The 17,980-nt window shown below is 59.6% G+C and carries 15 protein-coding genes; 7 read left to right on the top strand and 8 right to left on the bottom strand.

Annotated features, from left to right (window positions below; translation table 11 throughout):
* Positions 1 to 7: 7 nt before the first annotated feature.
* The 8 genes from tssG to tssA form a co-directional block, all read right to left on the bottom strand.
* Positions 8 to 1,012, bottom strand: coding sequence for a type VI secretion system baseplate subunit TssG (gene tssG / locus GSF67_RS17080; protein WP_006315900.1), 1,005 nt, complete (start codon positions 1,010 to 1,012; stop codon positions 8 to 10).
* A gap of 9 nt (positions 1,013 to 1,021) precedes the next feature.
* Entirely contained in the window at positions 1,022 to 2,803 is a 1,782-nt protein-coding gene (gene tssF / locus GSF67_RS17075; protein ID WP_006315899.1) for a type VI secretion system baseplate subunit TssF, read from the bottom strand.
* Entirely contained in the window at positions 2,796 to 3,305 is a 510-nt protein-coding gene (gene tssE, locus GSF67_RS17070) for a type VI secretion system baseplate subunit TssE (protein WP_006315898.1), read from the bottom strand. Before tssE ends, tssF begins: the two co-directional genes overlap by 8 nt.
* Positions 3,298 to 4,122, bottom strand: coding sequence for a type VI secretion system accessory protein TagJ (locus GSF67_RS17065; RefSeq protein ID WP_006315897.1), 825 nt, complete (start codon positions 4,120 to 4,122; stop codon positions 3,298 to 3,300). Before GSF67_RS17065 ends, tssE begins: the two co-directional genes overlap by 8 nt.
* Positions 4,119 to 5,513, bottom strand: a complete 1,395-nt coding sequence (tssC, locus tag GSF67_RS17060; protein ID WP_006315896.1) for a type VI secretion system contractile sheath large subunit — start codon at positions 5,511 to 5,513, stop codon at positions 4,119 to 4,121. Before tssC (GSF67_RS17060) ends, GSF67_RS17065 begins: the two co-directional genes overlap by 4 nt.
* A 54-nt stretch (positions 5,514 to 5,567) precedes the next feature.
* A complete protein-coding gene (tssC, locus tag GSF67_RS17055; protein WP_006315895.1) occupies positions 5,568 to 7,049 on the bottom strand; it encodes a type VI secretion system contractile sheath large subunit in 1,482 nt (493 codons plus the stop codon).
* 93 nt (positions 7,050 to 7,142) lie between these two features.
* Complete coding sequence (gene tssB / locus GSF67_RS17050) at positions 7,143 to 7,652, bottom strand: type VI secretion system contractile sheath small subunit (protein ID WP_010973761.1); 510 nt, start codon at positions 7,650 to 7,652, stop codon at positions 7,143 to 7,145.
* A 65-nt stretch (positions 7,653 to 7,717) separates the two neighbouring features.
* On the bottom strand, positions 7,718 to 8,773 hold the full coding sequence (gene tssA / locus GSF67_RS17045) for a type VI secretion system protein TssA (RefSeq protein ID WP_010973762.1): 1,056 nt from the start codon (positions 8,771 to 8,773) through the stop codon (positions 7,718 to 7,720).
* A 220-nt stretch (positions 8,774 to 8,993) separates the two neighbouring features.
* Here tssA and tssH point away from each other — a divergent pair, with 220 nt between their 5' ends.
* From tssH to GSF67_RS17010, 7 genes are all read left to right on the top strand, one after another.
* Entirely contained in the window at positions 8,994 to 11,672 is a 2,679-nt protein-coding gene (tssH, locus tag GSF67_RS17040; RefSeq protein ID WP_006315892.1) for a type VI secretion system ATPase TssH, read from the top strand.
* Positions 11,673 to 11,729: 57 nt separating this feature from the next.
* A complete protein-coding gene (locus GSF67_RS17035; RefSeq protein WP_003504561.1) occupies positions 11,730 to 12,206 on the top strand; it encodes an Hcp family type VI secretion system effector in 477 nt (158 codons plus the stop codon).
* A gap of 106 nt (positions 12,207 to 12,312) precedes the next feature.
* Positions 12,313 to 12,702 carry a Rap1a/Tai family immunity protein gene (locus GSF67_RS17030; protein WP_006315891.1) on the top strand — a complete coding sequence of 130 codons (390 nt, stop codon included), beginning with the start codon at positions 12,313 to 12,315 and terminating at the stop codon, positions 12,700 to 12,702.
* Positions 12,703 to 12,713: 11 nt separating this feature from the next.
* Positions 12,714 to 13,214 carry a type VI secretion system amidase effector protein Tae4 gene (locus GSF67_RS17025; protein ID WP_006315890.1) on the top strand — a complete coding sequence of 167 codons (501 nt, stop codon included), beginning with the start codon at positions 12,714 to 12,716 and terminating at the stop codon, positions 13,212 to 13,214.
* Positions 13,215 to 13,228: 14 nt separating this feature from the next.
* Positions 13,229 to 15,676 (top strand): type VI secretion system tip protein TssI/VgrG, encoded by a 2,448-nt coding sequence (gene tssI, locus GSF67_RS17020; RefSeq protein WP_176072049.1) that lies wholly within the window; start codon positions 13,229 to 13,231, stop codon positions 15,674 to 15,676.
* Between the two features lie 5 nt (positions 15,677 to 15,681).
* Positions 15,682 to 16,683: a DUF4123 domain-containing protein gene (locus GSF67_RS17015; protein ID WP_138921683.1), complete on the top strand. Its 1,002-nt coding sequence runs from the start codon at positions 15,682 to 15,684 to the stop codon at positions 16,681 to 16,683.
* A 672-nt stretch (positions 16,684 to 17,355) separates the two neighbouring features.
* Positions 17,356 to 17,979: a hypothetical protein gene (locus GSF67_RS17010; protein WP_202797956.1), complete on the top strand. Its 624-nt coding sequence runs from the start codon at positions 17,356 to 17,358 to the stop codon at positions 17,977 to 17,979.
* Position 17,980: the final 1 nt, after the last annotated feature.

Genomic DNA, 17,980 nt, shown 5'->3' with positions numbered 1-17,980 from the left:
CTGGCCCTCACACGGAAATAGCCGAGCCTTCGCGCTCGGTCACAACAGCATCGGCGCTGTCTTTTTCTGCGGGTGCCATGCGGGCCCAGCTGTTCCAGCCGAGACGGGCGGGCGCATCGGACTGGCCGAGGCGGCAAAAGGGAATGTCCTCTTTTTTCAGGATCACCTGCACATCGAAATGCAGCGCGCTTCCAACGAACAGGCGCGTCAGTGCGAATATTTCCGCAAGCCGCTTCGATCCGGGCGTCAGGGCCAGATAGTCGGCATAGCCGACGGGGCCGATCACCACCCGGAAGCCGCCGCTCTTATCTTCGACAGCGCTTCCTGCCGTCGTGTTCTGCCCCAGCCTCAGTCCGGAGGCCTGTCCGAGCTGGCTTTGTTCGTGAAGCGGCAAAGCCACCCAGCGCCGCCGAAACTGTTCGACCGTGACCGGAAGCGCGGTGAACTCGCACAGCATGGAGGTGAGCGCGCTGACATTGCGGTTGCGGCTGGCCAACAGCCCGCTGAAACGCAGAAGTGTGTCTTCGGCAACGCCGGCCTTCTGTGCCAGTCCCGTCGTCCTGAACCCCGTCAGCGCCAGCAGGGTTTTGCGGAAACCGTTGTCCTGTTCCCTGGCCGACCAGCGCAGGCCCCTTGCGAGGCGATATTTCTCCGTTGCGGCGACGAAAAGCTCGCTGAACCTTGCCGCGAACAGATTGAAGAAGCTCGCGAGCGCCCCGGACCGATTACGTTCTTCCCGTTGCAGCAATTCGCCATAGGCCGGCGGCAACGAGCCGAGCGGACCGACGATCGGGGCGAAAGCGGATTTCAGTTCAACATGGCCGCGCTTGTGATTAAAACCGCTGACCGCGAGCGGTGTCGGCTGTGTGACGCCATGAGCACCGATGACGACCCCGTCATCCGCCGCGACGAATTGGGCGACGCGAAACGCGGTGGTGGGTTCAAAACGGCCGGGATCGTCGCTGAGAAGCGCGGCCTGCCGGTCTTTCATGGTTGGGATTTGCTGGTCCATCCCGGTCTCCTAAAGCAACGGCCGGTCAGCGGCGCGGGCCGGCCAGCGGGCAATTGGTTTGGAATGGCCACGCATCGTCGCCGTCAGCCGCGTGAAGCTGTTGATCGAGGTGTAAAGCCCGAAGAAATGGTTGAGGACGCCGGCGAATACAAATGCCGCAGGCCGTGCGATCAGCGCGGGATCGAACTCCACGGTGATGTCGGTGCCGGGTACCATCGTGGCACCGATGCGGGCGTGGGAATTCTGCGCTTCGACCTTGCTGATAGCCTCCACGAGCTGCCGGGTTTCCGGGCTGTCCCTGAAGGAATAAAGCGACAGAATATCCTTCAGCGGGGCGCCGCCGCTATCGGTGAGGGAAAGATGGTTGAGGAGAAGATGCGATATCAGCCGCCACTCGCGCGCCGAGCGTTCGTTGACGCGGATCGCCGCCGTCGGCGGCATTAGCGCATGGACCGATTTCACCGCTTCATTGCCGGTCGAAAGCTGCAGAAATGGATGCCCACCACCAAACGGAAGCTGGCTCGGCAGCTCGCGGTTGATGCAGAGCGTGTCGATGCTCGCTACCACGTCGAGCGGCCCCAGCGGTCCGCGCTTTTCATCCACGAAGGCGATGTCGGTATCGGAGGAGCCATCATCGTCGAACCGGCGCTGGATCTGCCAGAACACATTCGCACCATTGTTGCGCTGGGTGCGGCCGAAGAAGGGAGAGGTTTTCTCGCTCTGCCCGGAACGGCTGGTCAGCTGGACGTCTTCGACCGCGTATATCTCGCGGGTCCGCTGGCGGCGTGCATCCGGCAGCAGGCGGTATTCGGTCCGGGCTCCATCCAGGCTGAGCGGTTCGCAGCTTTGCTTGAAGAGGTTGATGACCGGAGACGCGTTCAGCACGAAATCCTTGACCGACACCATGCGCTCAAGCTGCGCATCGGCGGCATCCAGATAGATATAAAGCTCGCAATCACCGCCGCTCCATCTGTACAGCCCGTCAATATCGAGAAAGAGAAACTTCTGTGGCAGCGCGAAGAATTCGGTGAGAAGCCGGTATCCGTCAAAGCTGTTGGCCGGATAGGGCAACATGGCCTGATCGCGGGTGAACCCGGAAGGTCTGAGATTGCCGGCCGGCAGGAAGATGGCTTCCTTATCCTCGGAATGACGGGCAAGCGCCATGCCGATGCAATGGTTGGTCAAAAGCTCGTAAAGCGCCGTTGCCTGCTGCCATGCGGCGGACAGGAAGACCTGGAGTTTCGTCAGTCCCATTTCCGGGAATGTGCCGCCGCGCGGCGCCGTGCTGCGCAGCGAAAGCCGCAGGCAACTGGCAGTGCCGGCAAAGGATGCCGAAAAAGGCGCGTCGATCGGCTGGCCGGCAAGCGTCGCTGCCGCGATCTGCAGCGGCGCGATCTGCACCTCCTGCGTGGTGCGGAAACGGCAGCTTTCGCCGCCCACGGGTTCGGCGAGGATTTCGCTGTGACGGGCAAGCGTCTGTACGGTTGCCAGCGCCGGACTCGGAGCGAATTGCACGACGCTCATCGAAGGGATCGGCGCAAGATAATGCGGATAGAGCGTTTCCAGCAGGCTGTCTGACAATTCGGGAAATTCGTCGTCCAGCTTTTGGCGCACGCGGGCGGCGGAATAGGCAAAGCTCTGGATCAGCCGCTCGACATGCGGATCGTCGGCGACATCACCAGTCATGCGCAGCCTGCCAGCGATCTTCGGAAACGCCGCCGCAAAGCGCGAAGCGCGTTTTCGCAGCGCAAAAAGCTCGTCATTGTATTTTTCGAGGAAGCCGTCAGCCATTCGTCGCCTCCACCAAGAAACGTTGCGTGGACGGATCGATGCGGGATTCAAAGCTGATCGGCGGCATGCCTTCCTGAAGACGGAAGCTTGCCTGTATGCGCATGCGAAGCGCCCGGTCGCCATCCGTGCGGTTTTTCAGGATCGTCACATGCACATCGGCAAGGCGGGTTTCGAACAGGGAAATCCGCCGCTCGATGCTGCGTGCGAGCTGCGCCTTGGAGGCATCCGTCACCAGATTGGCCGAAAGAATGCCGTCCACGCCATAGCTCACCAGCGCATCTGCCAATTCCTTCAATACGGCTGGCGGTCCGGCGGGGTTGCGGCGGGTATTGAGCAATGCCTCGAGATCGCGGCGGATCACCTCGCGCATCTCGCTGGCCTGATCCTTCAGACTGACGAGCATATCCGTTTCCGCGTCCGGCGCGTCATCGAGCAGCCGGTCCAGAATGGAGCGCGACAGCGTCCTTTGCCGTGCGCGATATTGCTCCAGCGGATCAACCACGGGCGATCTGCCTTTCTTCGTCGGACAGGGCGGAAAGCGCGCCAATCTCGTGAAACGGCACCACATCGTCGCCAATCAGGAGGCAGCGCTGTCCAAAGCCCGTCGCCAGCGGCTGGTCGTCTTCACTCCAGCGGGTTTCCCGGCCGAGAAGGAGACAGACATCATCTCCCGCGCCATGATAGATCGCCGGAAGCAGCACGGATGCGATCGCGCCGTCACGCAAAGTCAGTTCGGCGCCTCGAAAGGCCAGATCACGCGGGCGGCTCATGGGGTCGATGCTGAGACTCTCGATGCGCCCGTAATCGATCCAGAGGTAGCGGCCGCCATTGGTCAGGACCTCCAGCGCATGCGGAACCCGGTCGTCCAGATCGCGGATGTCGCCGGCGCTCCTGCCATCGTGGCCGATCGGCACATTGCCGCGTTTTTCGTCGAGTTCAGCCAGTGCGGTTCTGGCAGTACCCGCGTCGCCGCTGCGTGCGGCAATATTCGCCCGGATGGCCAGCTGATCGAGCTCGGAGGGACCGCCGGGAAAATCCGGCACCGCGCCGGTTTCGAACCACGCATTGCGTGCAGCCATGGCGCGCAGCTGGTGGCGAAAGAGGGAAAAGCCAACGCTGTCCTGCGGCGAAAATGTTGCGGCCAGATTGCATTGCGCATCGGCCTTTTCATAGTCACCGGCAAGGACCAGCAGGTCGATGTAGAAATGGCGGCCACCCTTGTCGGTCGGCTTTGCTTTCACATGGTCCCGCGCGAGCCCGATTGCGTCTTGCAGCTGGTTATCGTCCAGGAGGCGGGAAATATCGTCGCGCAGCGTCATGCGGATATCCTTTGCGGCTCGGCCGAAGACCGGGATGCGGCGGCGGGCGGCATCATGGTTTCGGCAATGAGGTGGAAGCTCGTGGAGACGTCATCGAGCTGGAAATGCGGCTGGAGGCGCACGGTGCAGGAGAATGTCCCCGGCTTGCCGGGAACCTCGAAGACATTGATCCCGGCAGAGCGCAGCGGATAGCGCGTGCGCAACGACGCTTCCGCATCGTCATTGCCGAGCGTGTAGGAAGAGAGCCAGCTTTCCAGCTTGCGCTCGATCGTCGTGGCATCGCTCAGCTGGCCGATGTCATCACGCATGATGACCTTGAGATAATGCGAGAACCGGGAGGCGCACAGCACATATTGCAGCATCGCGGCAAGGCGGGCGTTCTGCCTCGCCGCTTCGGTGGAATAATGGCCGGGTGCATGCAGGGACTGGTTGGCGTTGAAGATTGCCATGCCGGAAAGATAGGTGGTGGAGACGGGCACGATGCCGAGATCGGAAAACTGCTGTTCCTGTCCCGTCGTCAGTTGCACCTCGACGGGCGGCTGGGCGGAAAGACCGTTGCTCTCGATGCCGAGATCGAACGGCGGCAATTGCCGGGGCGAGAGCATGCCGCCATCCACCGCATCCTGCGTCACACCGCGCAGATCCGCAAACCAGCCGGAATCGACGAAGTTGCGCACGACCACGGTCGCAAAGGCGAAGGCGGCATTACCCCAGAGCAGTGTCTCGCCGCTTTCCGCCACATGTTCGCGGAATGGAAACCCGTCATCGCGTCCACGCGCATAGGGCCTGTAGGGAGAGCGCAGCAAAACACGCGGCGCGACAAGGCCGACGAAGCGAGAATCATCGCGGGCGCGAAGCGCATTCCAGCGAAGCCGAGATTTCTCCTGCTTCAGCGAGGAAAAGTCATGAACCCGGCTGAGTTCGGAAAAATCCTGCAGGCCGACGGCGGAAGGTGCGGCTGCCGCCACGAAGGGGCAGAAGGCCGCAGCGGCCACCATGCCGATCTGCGACAGCGTGGTGATGGAATCTGCACCCTGAAGATCATCGGGAGAAAAGGCGTAGTCACCGATCATCAAGCCCACCGGTTCGCCGCCGGGCATGCCGAATTCGCGGTTATAGACGACTTCGAAAAGATGGCTCTGGTCGAAGTCGGTGGCGCGTTCCGTGTTCCGGGCAAGGTCGCGCCAGCTGGCGTTCAGCAGTTTCACCTTCACGTCGGTGCTGCGGCCCGCTTCGCGCACGACCATGGCGAGCCCGCGCCATCTCCCCTCCATCGCCTGAAAATCGGGATGGTGGAGAATGGCGTTCACCTGGCCGGTCAGCGCCTCATCGATGAGGGCGATGAGCTGGTCGGCGAAAATGCGGGCGTCCGGAAAGGACTGATGCGCCATGAGCGGGCTCCGGTGATGAACGGGGCCGGGGTGGCTGATCACCCCGGTCCGTGCTCAGTTCTTGGACGGAATACGGGCGACCATGCGCAGCGAGGTCGTCAGTTCTTCCATCTGCAACCAGGGCCGCATCCATGCGACCGCGTTGTAGGCGCCGGGTTTGCCGGGCACTTCCTGCACGGTCACCTTGGCATCGCGCAGTGGATACTTCGCCCGGCTTTCTTCGCCCGCTTCGTCATTGGCGTTGACGTAGTTGGCGATCCAGCGGTTGAGCCAGACTTCGCAGTCGGACGCTTCCATGAAGGAGCCGATCTTGTCGCGGCCCATCACCTTGAGATAATGCGCGAAGCGCGAGGTCGCCATGATATAGGGCAGGCGGGCGGAAACGGCGGCGTTGGCCGTAGCTTCCGGCTTGTCGTAAAGCTTCGGTTTGTGTGCGGTCTGGGCACCGAAGAACACCGCATAATCCGTGTTCTTGTAGTGGCAGAGCGGCAGGAAGCCGAGCTTGCCGAGTTCCGCATCGCGGCGGTCGGTGATGCCCACTTCGGTCGGGCATTTCAGGTCCAGATCGCCGTCATCGCTGGAGAAGACGTGCATGGGCAGGTTTTCCACCCGGCCGCCATTTTCCGCACCGCGGATCGCCGTGCACCAGCCGCTCTTTGCAAAAGCCTCGGTTAGCTTGGTGCCCATGACGTAGGCGGCGTTCATCCAGCAATATTCGTCATGCTGCAGATCGCCATTCACCGCGCCCCTGGTTTCGTCATAGGCGAAATCATCGACGGGGTTGGTCTTTGGACCATAGGGCATGCGGGCCAGCACACGCGGCAAGGCGAGCGTAACGAAACGGGAATCGTCGCTTTCGCGGAAGCTGCGCCACTTGGCATATTCCACCGTATCGAAAATTTTCTCCAGATCACGCGGACGGGCGAGGTCGCGATAGTCCTCGAAACCGAACATGTGCGGGCTGGCGGCCGAGATGAACGGCGCGAAAGCCGCCGCCGCGATCGATGAGACGCCCTGCAGCAGCTGTACGTCATCGAAGGAATTGCCGAATTCGTAATCACCGATGATGGCGCCGAGCGGTTCGCCGCCAGGCGTGCCGAATTCGTCTTCGTAGATCGCCTTGAAGAGGCGGGACTGATCGAATTCGACGGCTTTTTCCAGATCGCGCGCCAGTTCACGCTTGCCGGCGTTCATGACACGGATCTTGAGGTTCACGCTCGTCTCGGAATTTTTGACGAGATAGTTGAGCCCGCGCCAGGTGCCTTCCAGCTTGGCGAATTCCGGCGCCTGCATGATGGCAGCGAGCTGCTCGGAAATCGTCCGGTCCAGCTCGGCGATCGCGTGATTGAGGGTGACCGTGAGGTTGCGGTCATATTTGACCGTTCCCTTCAGGGCCTGATCGGTCAGCGTGCGCAAGAGGTTCTGCGCGCGATCCGGTTCGGTCTGGCGGGTTGCGGAAACCACCTTGGACAGCAGTCCCTGATTTTCGGCGGTCGTTGCCTGTGCTTCGCTTTTCAGCAGGCTTTCAGCGCTCATGTTTCAGTCCTTCCACATGCGGCTTTGAAAATGCCGCTTGAACAGTTGAAGCCCCGCAGGGCCGTTCGGGGAGGTTTTCCTCCGCACAGGCGATTATTCGCTCGCGCCGTTCTTTTCCTTCAGTTCGGAAACCAGCGTTGCGAGGTCGGTCTTGTTCTGCAGAATATCTTCCAGCATCCGTTCCAGATCTTCCGAACGGTCGGCCTTTGAAAGCAGATCGCGCAGCTCGTTGCGGGCATCCAGAAGCGCCTTGAGCGCCGGAACCTGCTGCACAACGGCGCCGGGTTCGAAATCGTCCATGCTTTCGAACTTCAGGTTGACCTGCATGTCCGTGCCGTCTTTCTGCAGCGTGTTGGCAACGGAAATGTTGAGGCCCGGCGTCATGCGGCGCATGACTTCGTCGAAATTGTCGCGGTCGATCTGAACGAATTTGCGTTCACCGAACGGCTTGAGCGGCTGGGTGGGATTGCCGGAGAAATCACCGAGCACGCCGACTACGAAAGGCAGTTCCTTGACCACCATCGCGCCTTCGGTTTCGACTTCGTATTTAATGTGAACGCGTGGTTTGCGAACCCGCTCCAGCTTTTCATGTACACTTGCCATTTCAACCTCCTTGATGCCCCTTGGCATAGATGACTGTTGCGGGACGGCGTCTCGTCCCGAGTTGCTTATTTCCCGTTATTGTCTCCGCCGGGTTTGATGCCGGCGGCCGTCAGAACGGCGTTTCGGGCCTGCGTTTCCGGCAGAAGCTCGGCCAGCAGTTCCGAGAAATCCATGCGCCCCCTGCGAACCAGCGTTTCGATGGAGAGCGAGATCGGTGAATGCGGTTCGGTTCGGCGAAAGTAACGCGCAACCGAAAGAAGAGTTTCAAACGCCTCATCGCGCGAAGATATGCCTTCCGGGGATGCCGGGGATGTCCGCGCGGCCGACTGCCCGCTTTCATCGGTGCCCGCAGCAATGGCCGGCGTCTGTTCGACCGGTGCCGGTTCCTGGTCGCGCCCACCCAGCGTGCGAATTGCCGCGGCCGCTTCGATAAGCGTGTTGCGGATATTGGAGCTCGGGGGGGCGGCCTGGCCGCAACGTTCGGAAAGAACGGCGGTAATGGCGTCAAACGAGGAGAGACAGGTATTCACCGCTGCCAGATGGGAAGACATGGCGGCAACACCGGCCTCGGAGGCTATCCGGTACAGTTCTTCGCGGCGTTTGCTCTCGTTCGGCCGCTGCGCCAGCTGGAAATCCCAGAGACTGTGTTCTCCGAATTTGCCTCCGGGGATCAGCGATGCCAGCCTGAGTGGCTGAACAAGTGTTCCCTCGCTGCCAATGCCATTCAATCCCGCAAAAGGTGCAAATTTTTCTTCGTCATTATCGTCGCTGATCGAGCGCAATGAGTCCCAGTGGTTGTAAAAAAGATCACCACAAAGCTCGTAGATTTCGCGCAGTCCATGGAAGCCGCGAAGTCGCAGGCTTGCTTCCGCAAGCCATGCCAATATTTCAACATCCTTGCTTTCGGAATATATAATCTGCAATCCAAGATTGCTGACACTGTCCCAGCTACTGGAGATCTTCAGGTTATCCTGAGGGGAGGCGGCCCGCTCTTCTGCGCGTGCCTGGTTTCTTTCGTCCTTAATTCTATAGTATATTTCACGCGTTCTTGAATCGTTGCGGATATTATCTCCGCAATTCCCCAAAAACTCTATATCTCTTTTAACATGCTGTGTATCCAAGAGTAGTCTATCCCCAGAAAATAGTAATGGATTTTTTGTAGTTACTTCCCTTACGTGAGGCTATTAATCAGACAGACTTATTCAAAATGTGTCTAAATTGTGGCGTCTACTCCCTAATCTAATCTGATAAAAAATAAACTTCGGGGTGGACAACCCGGTTTCATCATCATAGTTATTCCACGTCACGTTGTGGAATGAACCCGGGCAGGAGGCTCATTGCATGTCGCATATCGATCTCAATCGCCTCGTTGGAGCGCTTGAGCCAGACCTGCGCGTTACCCTCGAAGCTGCGGCTTCCGTTGCGGTGCGTATGGGGCACAGGTACGTGGATATCCCGCATTGGCTGCTGGCGGTTGTAGATGCCGGTATCTATGCGGAAACATTCGACGAATTAAAAATTCCACTTCCGGTATTGAAGGCTGAAATCGGCCGCAGTCTGGAAGAGGCCATTATCGGCGACGGGGAGGCCTTGTCGCTCTCCCAGAACATCCTCACGGCGGCCCGGGAGGCATGGATTCTTGCGTCGCTGGAGGCTGGCCGTGACCGCGTGACGCTTTGCGATCTCCTGTTGGCGATGGATGAGGAAACCTCACTTCGCTCCTTTGTCCGCTCGGCATTTCCGTCTCTCAAGGCGATGGATCGCGGGGCGCTTGAGCGTCTTCGCAGCTCGGTCGAGAACGGCGCAGGCGTGGATGCTTCTTCAACGCTGACAAGTTCAGGAGAGGCAAGCTCGGCACAGGCCGCCGGCCAGAATGATTTCTTGCGCCTTTACACCCACGACATGACCGCCGATGCCCGCAACGGCAAGGTTGATCCTGTTATCGGCCGCGATGATGAGTTGCGCCAGCTCGTTGATATTCTGACCCGCCGCCGACAGAACAATCCTATTCTGGTGGGCGAGGCCGGCGTGGGCAAGACCGCGGTCGCCGAAGCGCTGGCGTTGGAAATCGCCTCCGGCAACGTTCCGGAGAAACTGCGCAATGTCCGCCTGCTGAACCTCGATATTTCGCTGCTGCAGGCCGGTGCCGGCGTGAAAGGTGAGTTCGAGCGGCGCCTGCACGGTGTGATCGATGCGGTCAAGCGTTCGGCCGAACCGGTCATCCTGTTCATCGATGAGGCCCATGGCCTTGTTGGCGCGGGTGGTGCGGCGGGCCAGGGTGATGCGGCGAATATTCTTAAGCCCGCACTCGCACGAGGCGAGGTGCGGACCGTCGCGGCAACGACGTGGAGCGAATACAAGAAATATTTCGAGAAGGATGCGGCGCTGACGCGTCGTTTCCAGCCAGTGCATGTGCGCGAGCCGGACGAGGCGACCGCGATACGGATGTTGCGCGGTGTGGCGGATACTTTCGTCAGCCATCACAACGTTACCGTTCGTGATGAGGCGATCGTGGCTGCCGTGCAATTATCCGCGCGCTACATGCCGGCTCGGCAATTGCCGGACAAGGCGGTCAGCCTGCTCGATACCGCCGCCGCGGCCGTTTCGCTGGCGCGGCAGACGTTGCCAGAGCGGTTACGTGCCATGGAAAGCGAGCGACACCTTCTGTCTGACGAACTGAACTGGCTTCTGCGTGAACCGCAGGATGAGGACATGCAAAACCGCATCCAGTCGATACGCGACGAGCTTGAAAGGCTCGAGGGCGGGATCGATGATCTGCGCGGCCGTTATGACGCGGAAATGGCTGAACTGGCGGCGCTCAGTGAAGAGCAGCCGGCCGAAACCGGCGCGTCGAATGTTTCGCACCTGCGGCCTGCTGCGGAGATGCGGCCCGCAAATGCCGAAAGACTTGTGCCGACAGTGGTCGATCGTGAAGCGATCGCCGCCGTCGTTTCGCGGTGGACCGGGATTCCGCTCGGTAAACTTCTGGCGGACCAGATCGAAAGCGTCCGCACGCTGGATGTACGCATGCGGCAGCGGGTGGTGGGGCAGGATGCCGCGATTACCCGGATTGCCGATGCCATGCGCACCGCTAGGGCCGGATTGTCCGATCCGCGCCGTCCGCCGGCGGTGTTTTTCCTTGTCGGCATGTCCGGAACGGGCAAGACCGAAACGGCGCTGTCGCTGGCCGATCTTCTCTATGGCGGCAACAGCCATCTGACGACGATCAACATGTCGGAGTTCAAGGAGGAGCATAAGGTTTCCCTGCTTCTCGGCTCACCGCCTGGCTATGTCGGTTTCGGCGAAGGTGGGGTGCTGACGGAAGCGGTGCGCCGCCGGCCGTTCGGCGTTCTGCTTCTCGATGAAATCGACAAGGCTCACCCCGGCGTCCAGGATATTTTTTATCAGGTGTTCGACAAGGGCGTGCTTCGCGATGGCGAAGGCCGCGACGTCGATTTCAAGAACACCACGATCTTCATGACGGCCAATACCGGTTCGGAATTGCTGTCGGCGCTTTCCGCCGATCCCGACACGATGCCGGAAGGTGAGGCGCTGGAAGCGCTTCTGATGCCGGAGCTTACCAAACAGTTCAAGCCCGCATTCCTCGGGCGCACGATCATCCTGCCCTTCATGCCGCTTGGCGCGGAGGAGCTTGCAAGGATCGTGGACATGCAGATTGGCAAGATCAGGGACCGTGTGCTCGCAACATATGGCACCGACCTGAGATTGTCCGATGCGGCGCGCGATGCCTTGGTGGCGCGCGCCGGTGCAAGTGAAATCGGCGCACGCGCCATCGAAATCATGATCGGCAAGGATCTCCTGCCGCCTCTTTCCAGCTTTTTCCTCGAGAAGGTCATCGCGGGAGAACGCGTTGGGAAGATCGTTGTCGATTTTGGTGAAAACGGGTTCGGCATTCGTGCCGAAGCGGCTGGGGAAGCAGATGAATTCGCCGTAACCGAAGAGGTTGGGGTGGATAAAGTTGCCGCGTCGGATGGGGCTACCCGACGCATGCGGCATTAAACGAAGGGTAACTCGGCCTCGGAGCAAGAGGTCATTTCAGCTACAGGAGCTTAGAGCATGCCAATTTATCTGCAGATTGACGGTATCCAGGGCGACGCCACCCATGAAGAACATCGCAAGTGGATGGATATTGAAGCCATTCACTGGAACGTGGCCCGCAACATGAACACGTCGGCTGGTTCTGCTGCAAACCGCGAAGCGTCCGAACCGACCATTTCGGAAGTCATTCTGACAAAGGTTAGCGACTCGTCTTCCACAAAGCTTTTCCAGGAGGCCTGTGCTGGCCGCACTGGCAAGCTTGCAACGATTCATCTGGTGACGACCGGCAATCCGGGCAACACCTATATCGAATACCTGCTGACGAACACCCTTATCGCCAGCTACTCGGTGGATTCCAGCGGGGATCGTCCGGTGGAGACCATCAAGCTCAACTTCACGAAAATGGAAGTGAAGTACACGCCGTTCGACGACAACAACTCGCCGCAGTCTCCGATGATCGCTTCCTACGATCTGGCGACGACCAAGGCTGCTTGATAGCCATGCGACCCGGTGCCGGCATGCCGGCACCGGAACGTTTTCATTGCAGTTTGCAGCTCACGTCGTGATGTTTCTCATCCACGTTGGACGAGGCGGGTTTTTCATGCGCTCCCTATATGCGGTTTTTGTCTCGGTGCCATTTGTTCTGGCCCTGTCCGGTCTTTCACCGGCCGGTGCGGCGGAGCGGACATGGATATTCTCCGGTGCCGAACTCAAGCAGGCCATTGAGGGGAAGTTCGCTCCTGATGTGTCTGATCCGGAAATGCGGCGGCTGGTTTCCGTCGCAAAATCGAGCGCCTACATCGCCGGTGTGGCCGATCTGACAAGCGGATCGGACTGGTGTGGTGCGGGTGCCGTTGCGCCCCATGAACTCACCGACCGAATCTACACATATCTCGGCGATATGCCTGCGGAAAAACTGGATGAACAGGCAGCAACCCTCGTGCGGGAGGCGCTCAAGGTCTCCTTTCCCTGTGAGCAGAAAAGTAACTAGTGGGACGAGCCATGCGCGTTAACTTTGACACTCTCTATAGCAATTATCCGAGCAGCGATCCGTCGCATCCGAATTATCTCAGCCAGCGTGATCTGTTCACGGAAATTGGCTGGGAGAGCTTCATCGGCAATCCGAACTATCATAATACCTGCGCCATCCGCGTCAGCATCGCTTTCGTGAAGTCGGGCATCAACATCGTGCCCTCTTCGCACCGCATCCAGAAGGGACCCTATGCCGGAAAAGGCATCGAGGTGAACATGCGCCGCCTTGCCACCCTGATGAAGCGGACGAGCTATCTCGGTGAGCCCGATCCTTACACGCCCGCCACCGCCCGCAACGGTATCGGCGCGCGCAACGGTGTCGTGGCCTTCAACAATATCCCCGGCTACACCGGTGGCGGTCATATCGATCTCGTGCGCGGCGGGTCGGAAGCCACCCAATGCGCGTCGGCCTGCTACTACAATTCGGAAACGATCTGGTTCTGGCCGCTGCAGGCCAGCCGCGGGTCCTGATTTAGGAGTGTCCCATGAACGACCAGCCTTCGGTTTCTGATTTCGTTCAGGCGAGCCGTGTTCTGAAAGTGTCTTCGCCCTTGGGCGAGGACCAGCTTCTGCCGGAACGCCTGTCCGTCGAGGAGGGCGTGTCGCAGCTCTTCGACATCCGCCTGACGGTGCGGGCCAAGAAGGACGCGGTCAAGCCGGAAGAGCTGATCGGGCGGCTGGTCGATGTCTCGATCGAGATAAGCCAGGGCGATGGTGATGGCGGCGGCATCCGCCGCCCCTTCAACGGTCTGGTGACGGAATTGCATGAAGGGCCGCCGATTACCCGCGGCATGCGCTCCTATGCGCTGACCATCCGGCCGCAGATGTGGCTGCTGTCACGCCGGTCCGATTGCCGTATCTGGATGGACAAGACGGCAGTGGATATCGTCGAGACCCTGTTTTCCGAACACGGCATTCCCGCACCCGATACGTCAGGCATCATTTCACCGCCGCCTGCTCAACACTACAGCGTGCAGTTTAACGAGACCGATCTGGATTATCTCACCCGCCGTTTCGAAGAGGACGGCCTGTTCTACTGGTTCAGCCACGAGGATGGCAGCCACAAGCTGCATGTGGCCGATAGCGCCAGCGGCTGGCTCGGTCCGTCTCCGGCTGCCCAGGGGGAGGGAACGGTGCGTCTGGCGCAGGGCTCGTCGGACCGTAACCACATCAATGACTGGGCGCGGCGGTTCTCCTATGTCTCCGGCCAGCGGGCGGGTGCGGACTGGAACTTCGAGACGCCGGGCATGGTGCCGGGCACGATGACGCCGTCGCTGGTGCAGATGCCGGATGCGACGAAGCGCGAGCTTTATGAATATCCGGCCCGCATCAAAACGGTGGAAGAAGCGGAACGGGCGCAGAAACTGCGGACCCAGGCAATTGAGGCCGATCATGACCGGGTGTTCGGCTCGTCGACCACGCGTATTCTGGAAGCGGGCCGTCGCTTCACGCCTTTCGAGGTTGCGCATCCCGAGCATGCCTACGAGGAGCATGTGATCATCAGGGCAAGCCACAGTATTGTTGATCTCTCCTATGAGACAAACAGCAACGAACCGGAGTACCGCAATCACTTCGAGGCAATTCCGGCCCGCGTGCCGCTGACGCCGCACCGGTCAACCAAACGTCCGCGCATCGAGGGCACACAGGTGGCAATCGTCGCCGGCCCCGAAGGCGAGGAAATCCATCCGGATCAATATGGCCGCATCAAGCTGTGGTTCCCCTGGGACCGCAAGGCGAAGAAGGATGGCACGGATACGTGCTGGGTGCGTGTCAGCCAGGCATGGGGTGGCGGCACATGGGGTGCGCAGGTAATCCCGCGCATCGGCATGGAGGTGATGGTTGCCTTTGTCGATGGCGACCCGGACAAGCCGCTGGTTATCGGCGTGGTCAACAATCCCGCCAATTCCGTGCCTTACGACCTGCCTGCCAACAAGACGCGTATGGTGCTGCGTTCCAACAGTCACAAGGGCGACGGTTTCAACGAAATCACCTTCGAAGATGAAGCCGGCAAGGAAAACCAGTTCTTCCATGCCCAGAAGGACCAGACGACGCGGGTCTTGAACGACCGGACCAAACGCATCGACCGGCACGAGGTCGCCTCGGTCGGTGGCAATCGGGCCGTCGAGGTTTCCGGCAACCAGAAACACGAGATCGGTGGTTCGGTGAATACTGTCGTCGGCGGAACGGGACCGATGGCGATGATGGCGATGGCAGGCGTGCAGGCGCTTTCAGGACAGACGGCTGGCCTGCTTTCACAGGCAGCCCAGATCGCCGGCGGCGGTGGTCCTGGTGTCGCCGCCTTCGCCACCACGCTTGCCTCATCCGCACTCGGCTTTCTTGGTGCGGGCGGTCTTTCATCGCGCGAGGGGGTTGTTTCCGGCACAAGCCCGCGGGCGGATGCGGGCACGGCACTTGCCGGTTCTGGAACGGGTGTCGGCTCCGATGCCTCGGGCCTCTTTCCGTTGCCGGGCATCATGAACACGATCATCGGTGCGTTTCAATCCACATCCGTTGGAGTGGCGAAGGCTGAGCAGGTCGGGGTCAGCAAAGTCACCAATATTGGCCAGACGGAAGTCCGACAGGTTGGAAAACAGCAGAACCTGACCATCGGCAAAGAGCAATTCGTCGAGGTCGGTACGGGCCAATACACGCGTGTGGGCGAGAAGATCACCGTCAATGTCGGCAAACTCTACAATCTCGTCTCCGAAGAGAAATATCATGGCGAGGCGAAGGTCTGGGAGATATTCGCCGACGACGAAATTCGTCTTTCGACACCCGGCGGATACATCTCCCTGACTAAAAGCGGCATCAAGCTCTTTGCCCTGAAGATCGATATCGAAGGCAACCAGATCAACTTTAAAAAGGGCGGACCTGGCGAAGCTCCGTCTTGCTTGCGAAACATGACGGCAAGTTCAACGCCGTTCGTTGGGTAGTTAAGATGGCTGATCTAGCTAAACTCCGAGAAATTCTCCTGCGGTCGCAAAGGCCGGTGTTTGCAGTCCTTGATGGCGCGCAATTTCCCGATCTTCCGACAACATTGTCTGACGGAGAGTTTTTTCATCGATCTCTCTACCGCGCGTCTTCAAAAGGGAGCCAGGATCAGGACCGGTGCGCGCCGCAATTGGTATGGCTTGACCACGGACGTCGTGCAAATTCTGGAACAACCCCCAGGCCAGTGGATCGAGCTTCATTGGATAGGCTGATCGACTTGATCGATGGCAAACACGCTTGTGTTTTTTGGGAGTGCGAAGCCGGTGGAGAGAAACTTTATCATCATTTGCGCACAATCAACATGGTGCTCTTTCCGAGGGATGCGCAAGTAGATCAGGGCAAAAGCTATGAGGCCGATCCACGCCCCGCCGAGGACCGGCCCGTTGCATCGCTTGGTCAAATGAAGCGGGTCATTCTGCGCCACAGCGATCCCAACGTCATGGCTCAGATCGTACCCACACTCAGCCAAGGTCAGTATCTTCGACTGCTCGGACCAGCAAACGCCATCATCTTCCAACCGGACGATCAGTGGGGCGACAATATAATGCGGGCCAGCCGGAAGGATGGGACAGCGCGTGCGCCAAGGGGTCCTCTGACTTTCACAACGAGAAATATCGATGAAATTGAGGATCGGCGTCGAGAAGCAGTCGTCAGCACGCGCGTGGCCTATCTACGAAAGGTCGCACCGGACTTCACCTCCTCAAGGAGTGACGTGGAATTACGCGATCTTGTGCGACGACAGGATGCTGAGGCGGAGGAACTTGGCTTGAAGCTCGAGTACTCTCGAAAATTATGGGCGTTCATGATGCTAATTTCTGGTGAGAAAAGCGGCCAGGCGCCGGAGGTTAGGACGTATATCCGGTCTGGTCCGAGTGATCCTGACGGGAATTTTGCTGTGCTTTTCAGTAAGACGAAAAGTGTTGTGCGCGTTCACAGGAGGGCTGGCTGATGCCTCCCTTACTGGCAGTAGGAGGCGGACTTGCGCTCGCCGGTGGTGGAACGGCTGCGGCTGGCGGGGCCACCATTTCTGCGGGTACTGCGGCGTGGTTACTTGGAGGCGCTGTCGTTACCACGGGGGCAATCGTCTACGGCGACGACATCGTTAACGGCGTTAGCGGCGCGATGTCGAACGCCCAAACTGAAGCACAGGCACAGGATCAAGCAGTGCCTGCAACTCGAACCGTGACCTGCGCTCGCTGCGCGCAGAATCCCTGCGCATACCTCGCCTGTGGAGTGCCTGGCAGCACCTACCGAGGCGGAGCCCACGGCTGCATGACTGATACACCCGAGACGCTGGGTGACGGACTTGACAGCCACCATATGCCTGCGGATTCGAAATCACCGTTGCCCAGACCTGTGGGGCCAGCGATACAAATGGATCCGGTTGATCATCGCCTTACGGCCTCTTATGGTGGCCGTGTACATGGACCAAGTTATGCTTTGCAGAGAGGGCTTCTTGCACGCGGCCAGACGTATTCTGCCTTTATGGCTGATGTCCTGGATGCCCGTAGGGTCGCGACGTTGCAGGGAAACCCGACAAAATACGATGCGGCCATAGCGCAGGCCACGGCCTATGCCGAGTGCCTACGACGAAACGGATTGATGAAATAGGAATGGGAAAATGATGACCGCAGCGGATGACTGGAAGATTTTTCCACGCAAAGGACTCGGTAGGCTCGAATTTGGCATGTCTCCAGAGGGGGTCGACGCCTGGTCCGAAACTTATGGCGCAATAATGGGTCAAGGGAGCGACCGGGCTTCTGATGGACTTTTGCGCGAGACGTTGGAGAAATTTGGTGGAGCAATGAGCGAAGAGGAGAAGCATGCATTCATAGCCGCATATGAAGAGAGCGGCCCTTCTCCAGATAGTATCACGGAAACGCGTGGCAAACCTGGCCTCGTTCTGAGGTATGATGCTAACCGACTTGTCGAGATCATGCCAGCAATCGGACAGCGGCCACTGTTTCTGGATGGGGTCGACTTATTATCATTGAGCGCGCTTGAGGCTTTGGCGCTGCTGGAACGTCTGAACGGCAAACCAGGTCGGTATGCCAGCACTGAAGCAGCATTTGATGAACTCGCCATTTCGACGGACGGTTTCTGCGTCGCAGACAAAGCTGCAGGTGTGCAAACACTTAGCAGCGCCGATGAGCGTTTTCAGGGCCGAACTGTAACGCTGCGCGAAAAGCCATATCTCCCAGAGGAGGAGATGGAGCGATTTATCGTCCACTCTGTTTTGGAGTAGT

The organism is Agrobacterium sp. CGMCC 11546, from assembly GCF_013365515.1.
GTDB classification, from domain to species: Bacteria; Pseudomonadota; Alphaproteobacteria; order Rhizobiales; family Rhizobiaceae; genus Agrobacterium; species Agrobacterium fabrum.
This window is presented reverse-complemented; position numbering and strand designations above follow the sequence as displayed.

Coding starts and splice junctions, on each gene's coding strand:
- tssG (WP_006315900.1), bottom strand. CDS start 1,012: ATGGACCAGCAAATCCCAACCATGAAAGACCGGCAGGCCGCGCTTCTC.
- tssF (WP_006315899.1), bottom strand. CDS start 2,803: ATGGCTGACGGCTTCCTCGAAAAATACAATGACGAGCTTTTTGCGCTG.
- GSF67_RS17065 (WP_006315897.1), bottom strand. CDS start 4,122: ATGACGCTGCGCGACGATATTTCCCGCCTCCTGGACGATAACCAGCTG.
- tssC (WP_006315896.1), bottom strand. CDS start 5,513: ATGGCGCATCAGTCCTTTCCGGACGCCCGCATTTTCGCCGACCAGCTC.
- tssC (WP_006315895.1), bottom strand. CDS start 7,049: ATGAGCGCTGAAAGCCTGCTGAAAAGCGAAGCACAGGCAACGACCGCC.
- tssB (WP_010973761.1), bottom strand. CDS start 7,652: ATGGCAAGTGTACATGAAAAGCTGGAGCGGGTTCGCAAACCACGCGTT.
- tssH (WP_006315892.1), top strand. CDS start 8,994: ATGTCGCATATCGATCTCAATCGCCTCGTTGGAGCGCTTGAGCCAGAC.
- GSF67_RS17035 (WP_003504561.1), top strand. CDS start 11,730: ATGCCAATTTATCTGCAGATTGACGGTATCCAGGGCGACGCCACCCAT.
- GSF67_RS17030 (WP_006315891.1), top strand. CDS start 12,313: ATGCGCTCCCTATATGCGGTTTTTGTCTCGGTGCCATTTGTTCTGGCC.
- GSF67_RS17025 (WP_006315890.1), top strand. CDS start 12,714: ATGCGCGTTAACTTTGACACTCTCTATAGCAATTATCCGAGCAGCGAT.
- tssI (WP_176072049.1), top strand. CDS start 13,229: ATGAACGACCAGCCTTCGGTTTCTGATTTCGTTCAGGCGAGCCGTGTT.
- GSF67_RS17015 (WP_138921683.1), top strand. CDS start 15,682: ATGGCTGATCTAGCTAAACTCCGAGAAATTCTCCTGCGGTCGCAAAGG.
- GSF67_RS17010 (WP_202797956.1), top strand. CDS start 17,356: ATGATGACCGCAGCGGATGACTGGAAGATTTTTCCACGCAAAGGACTC.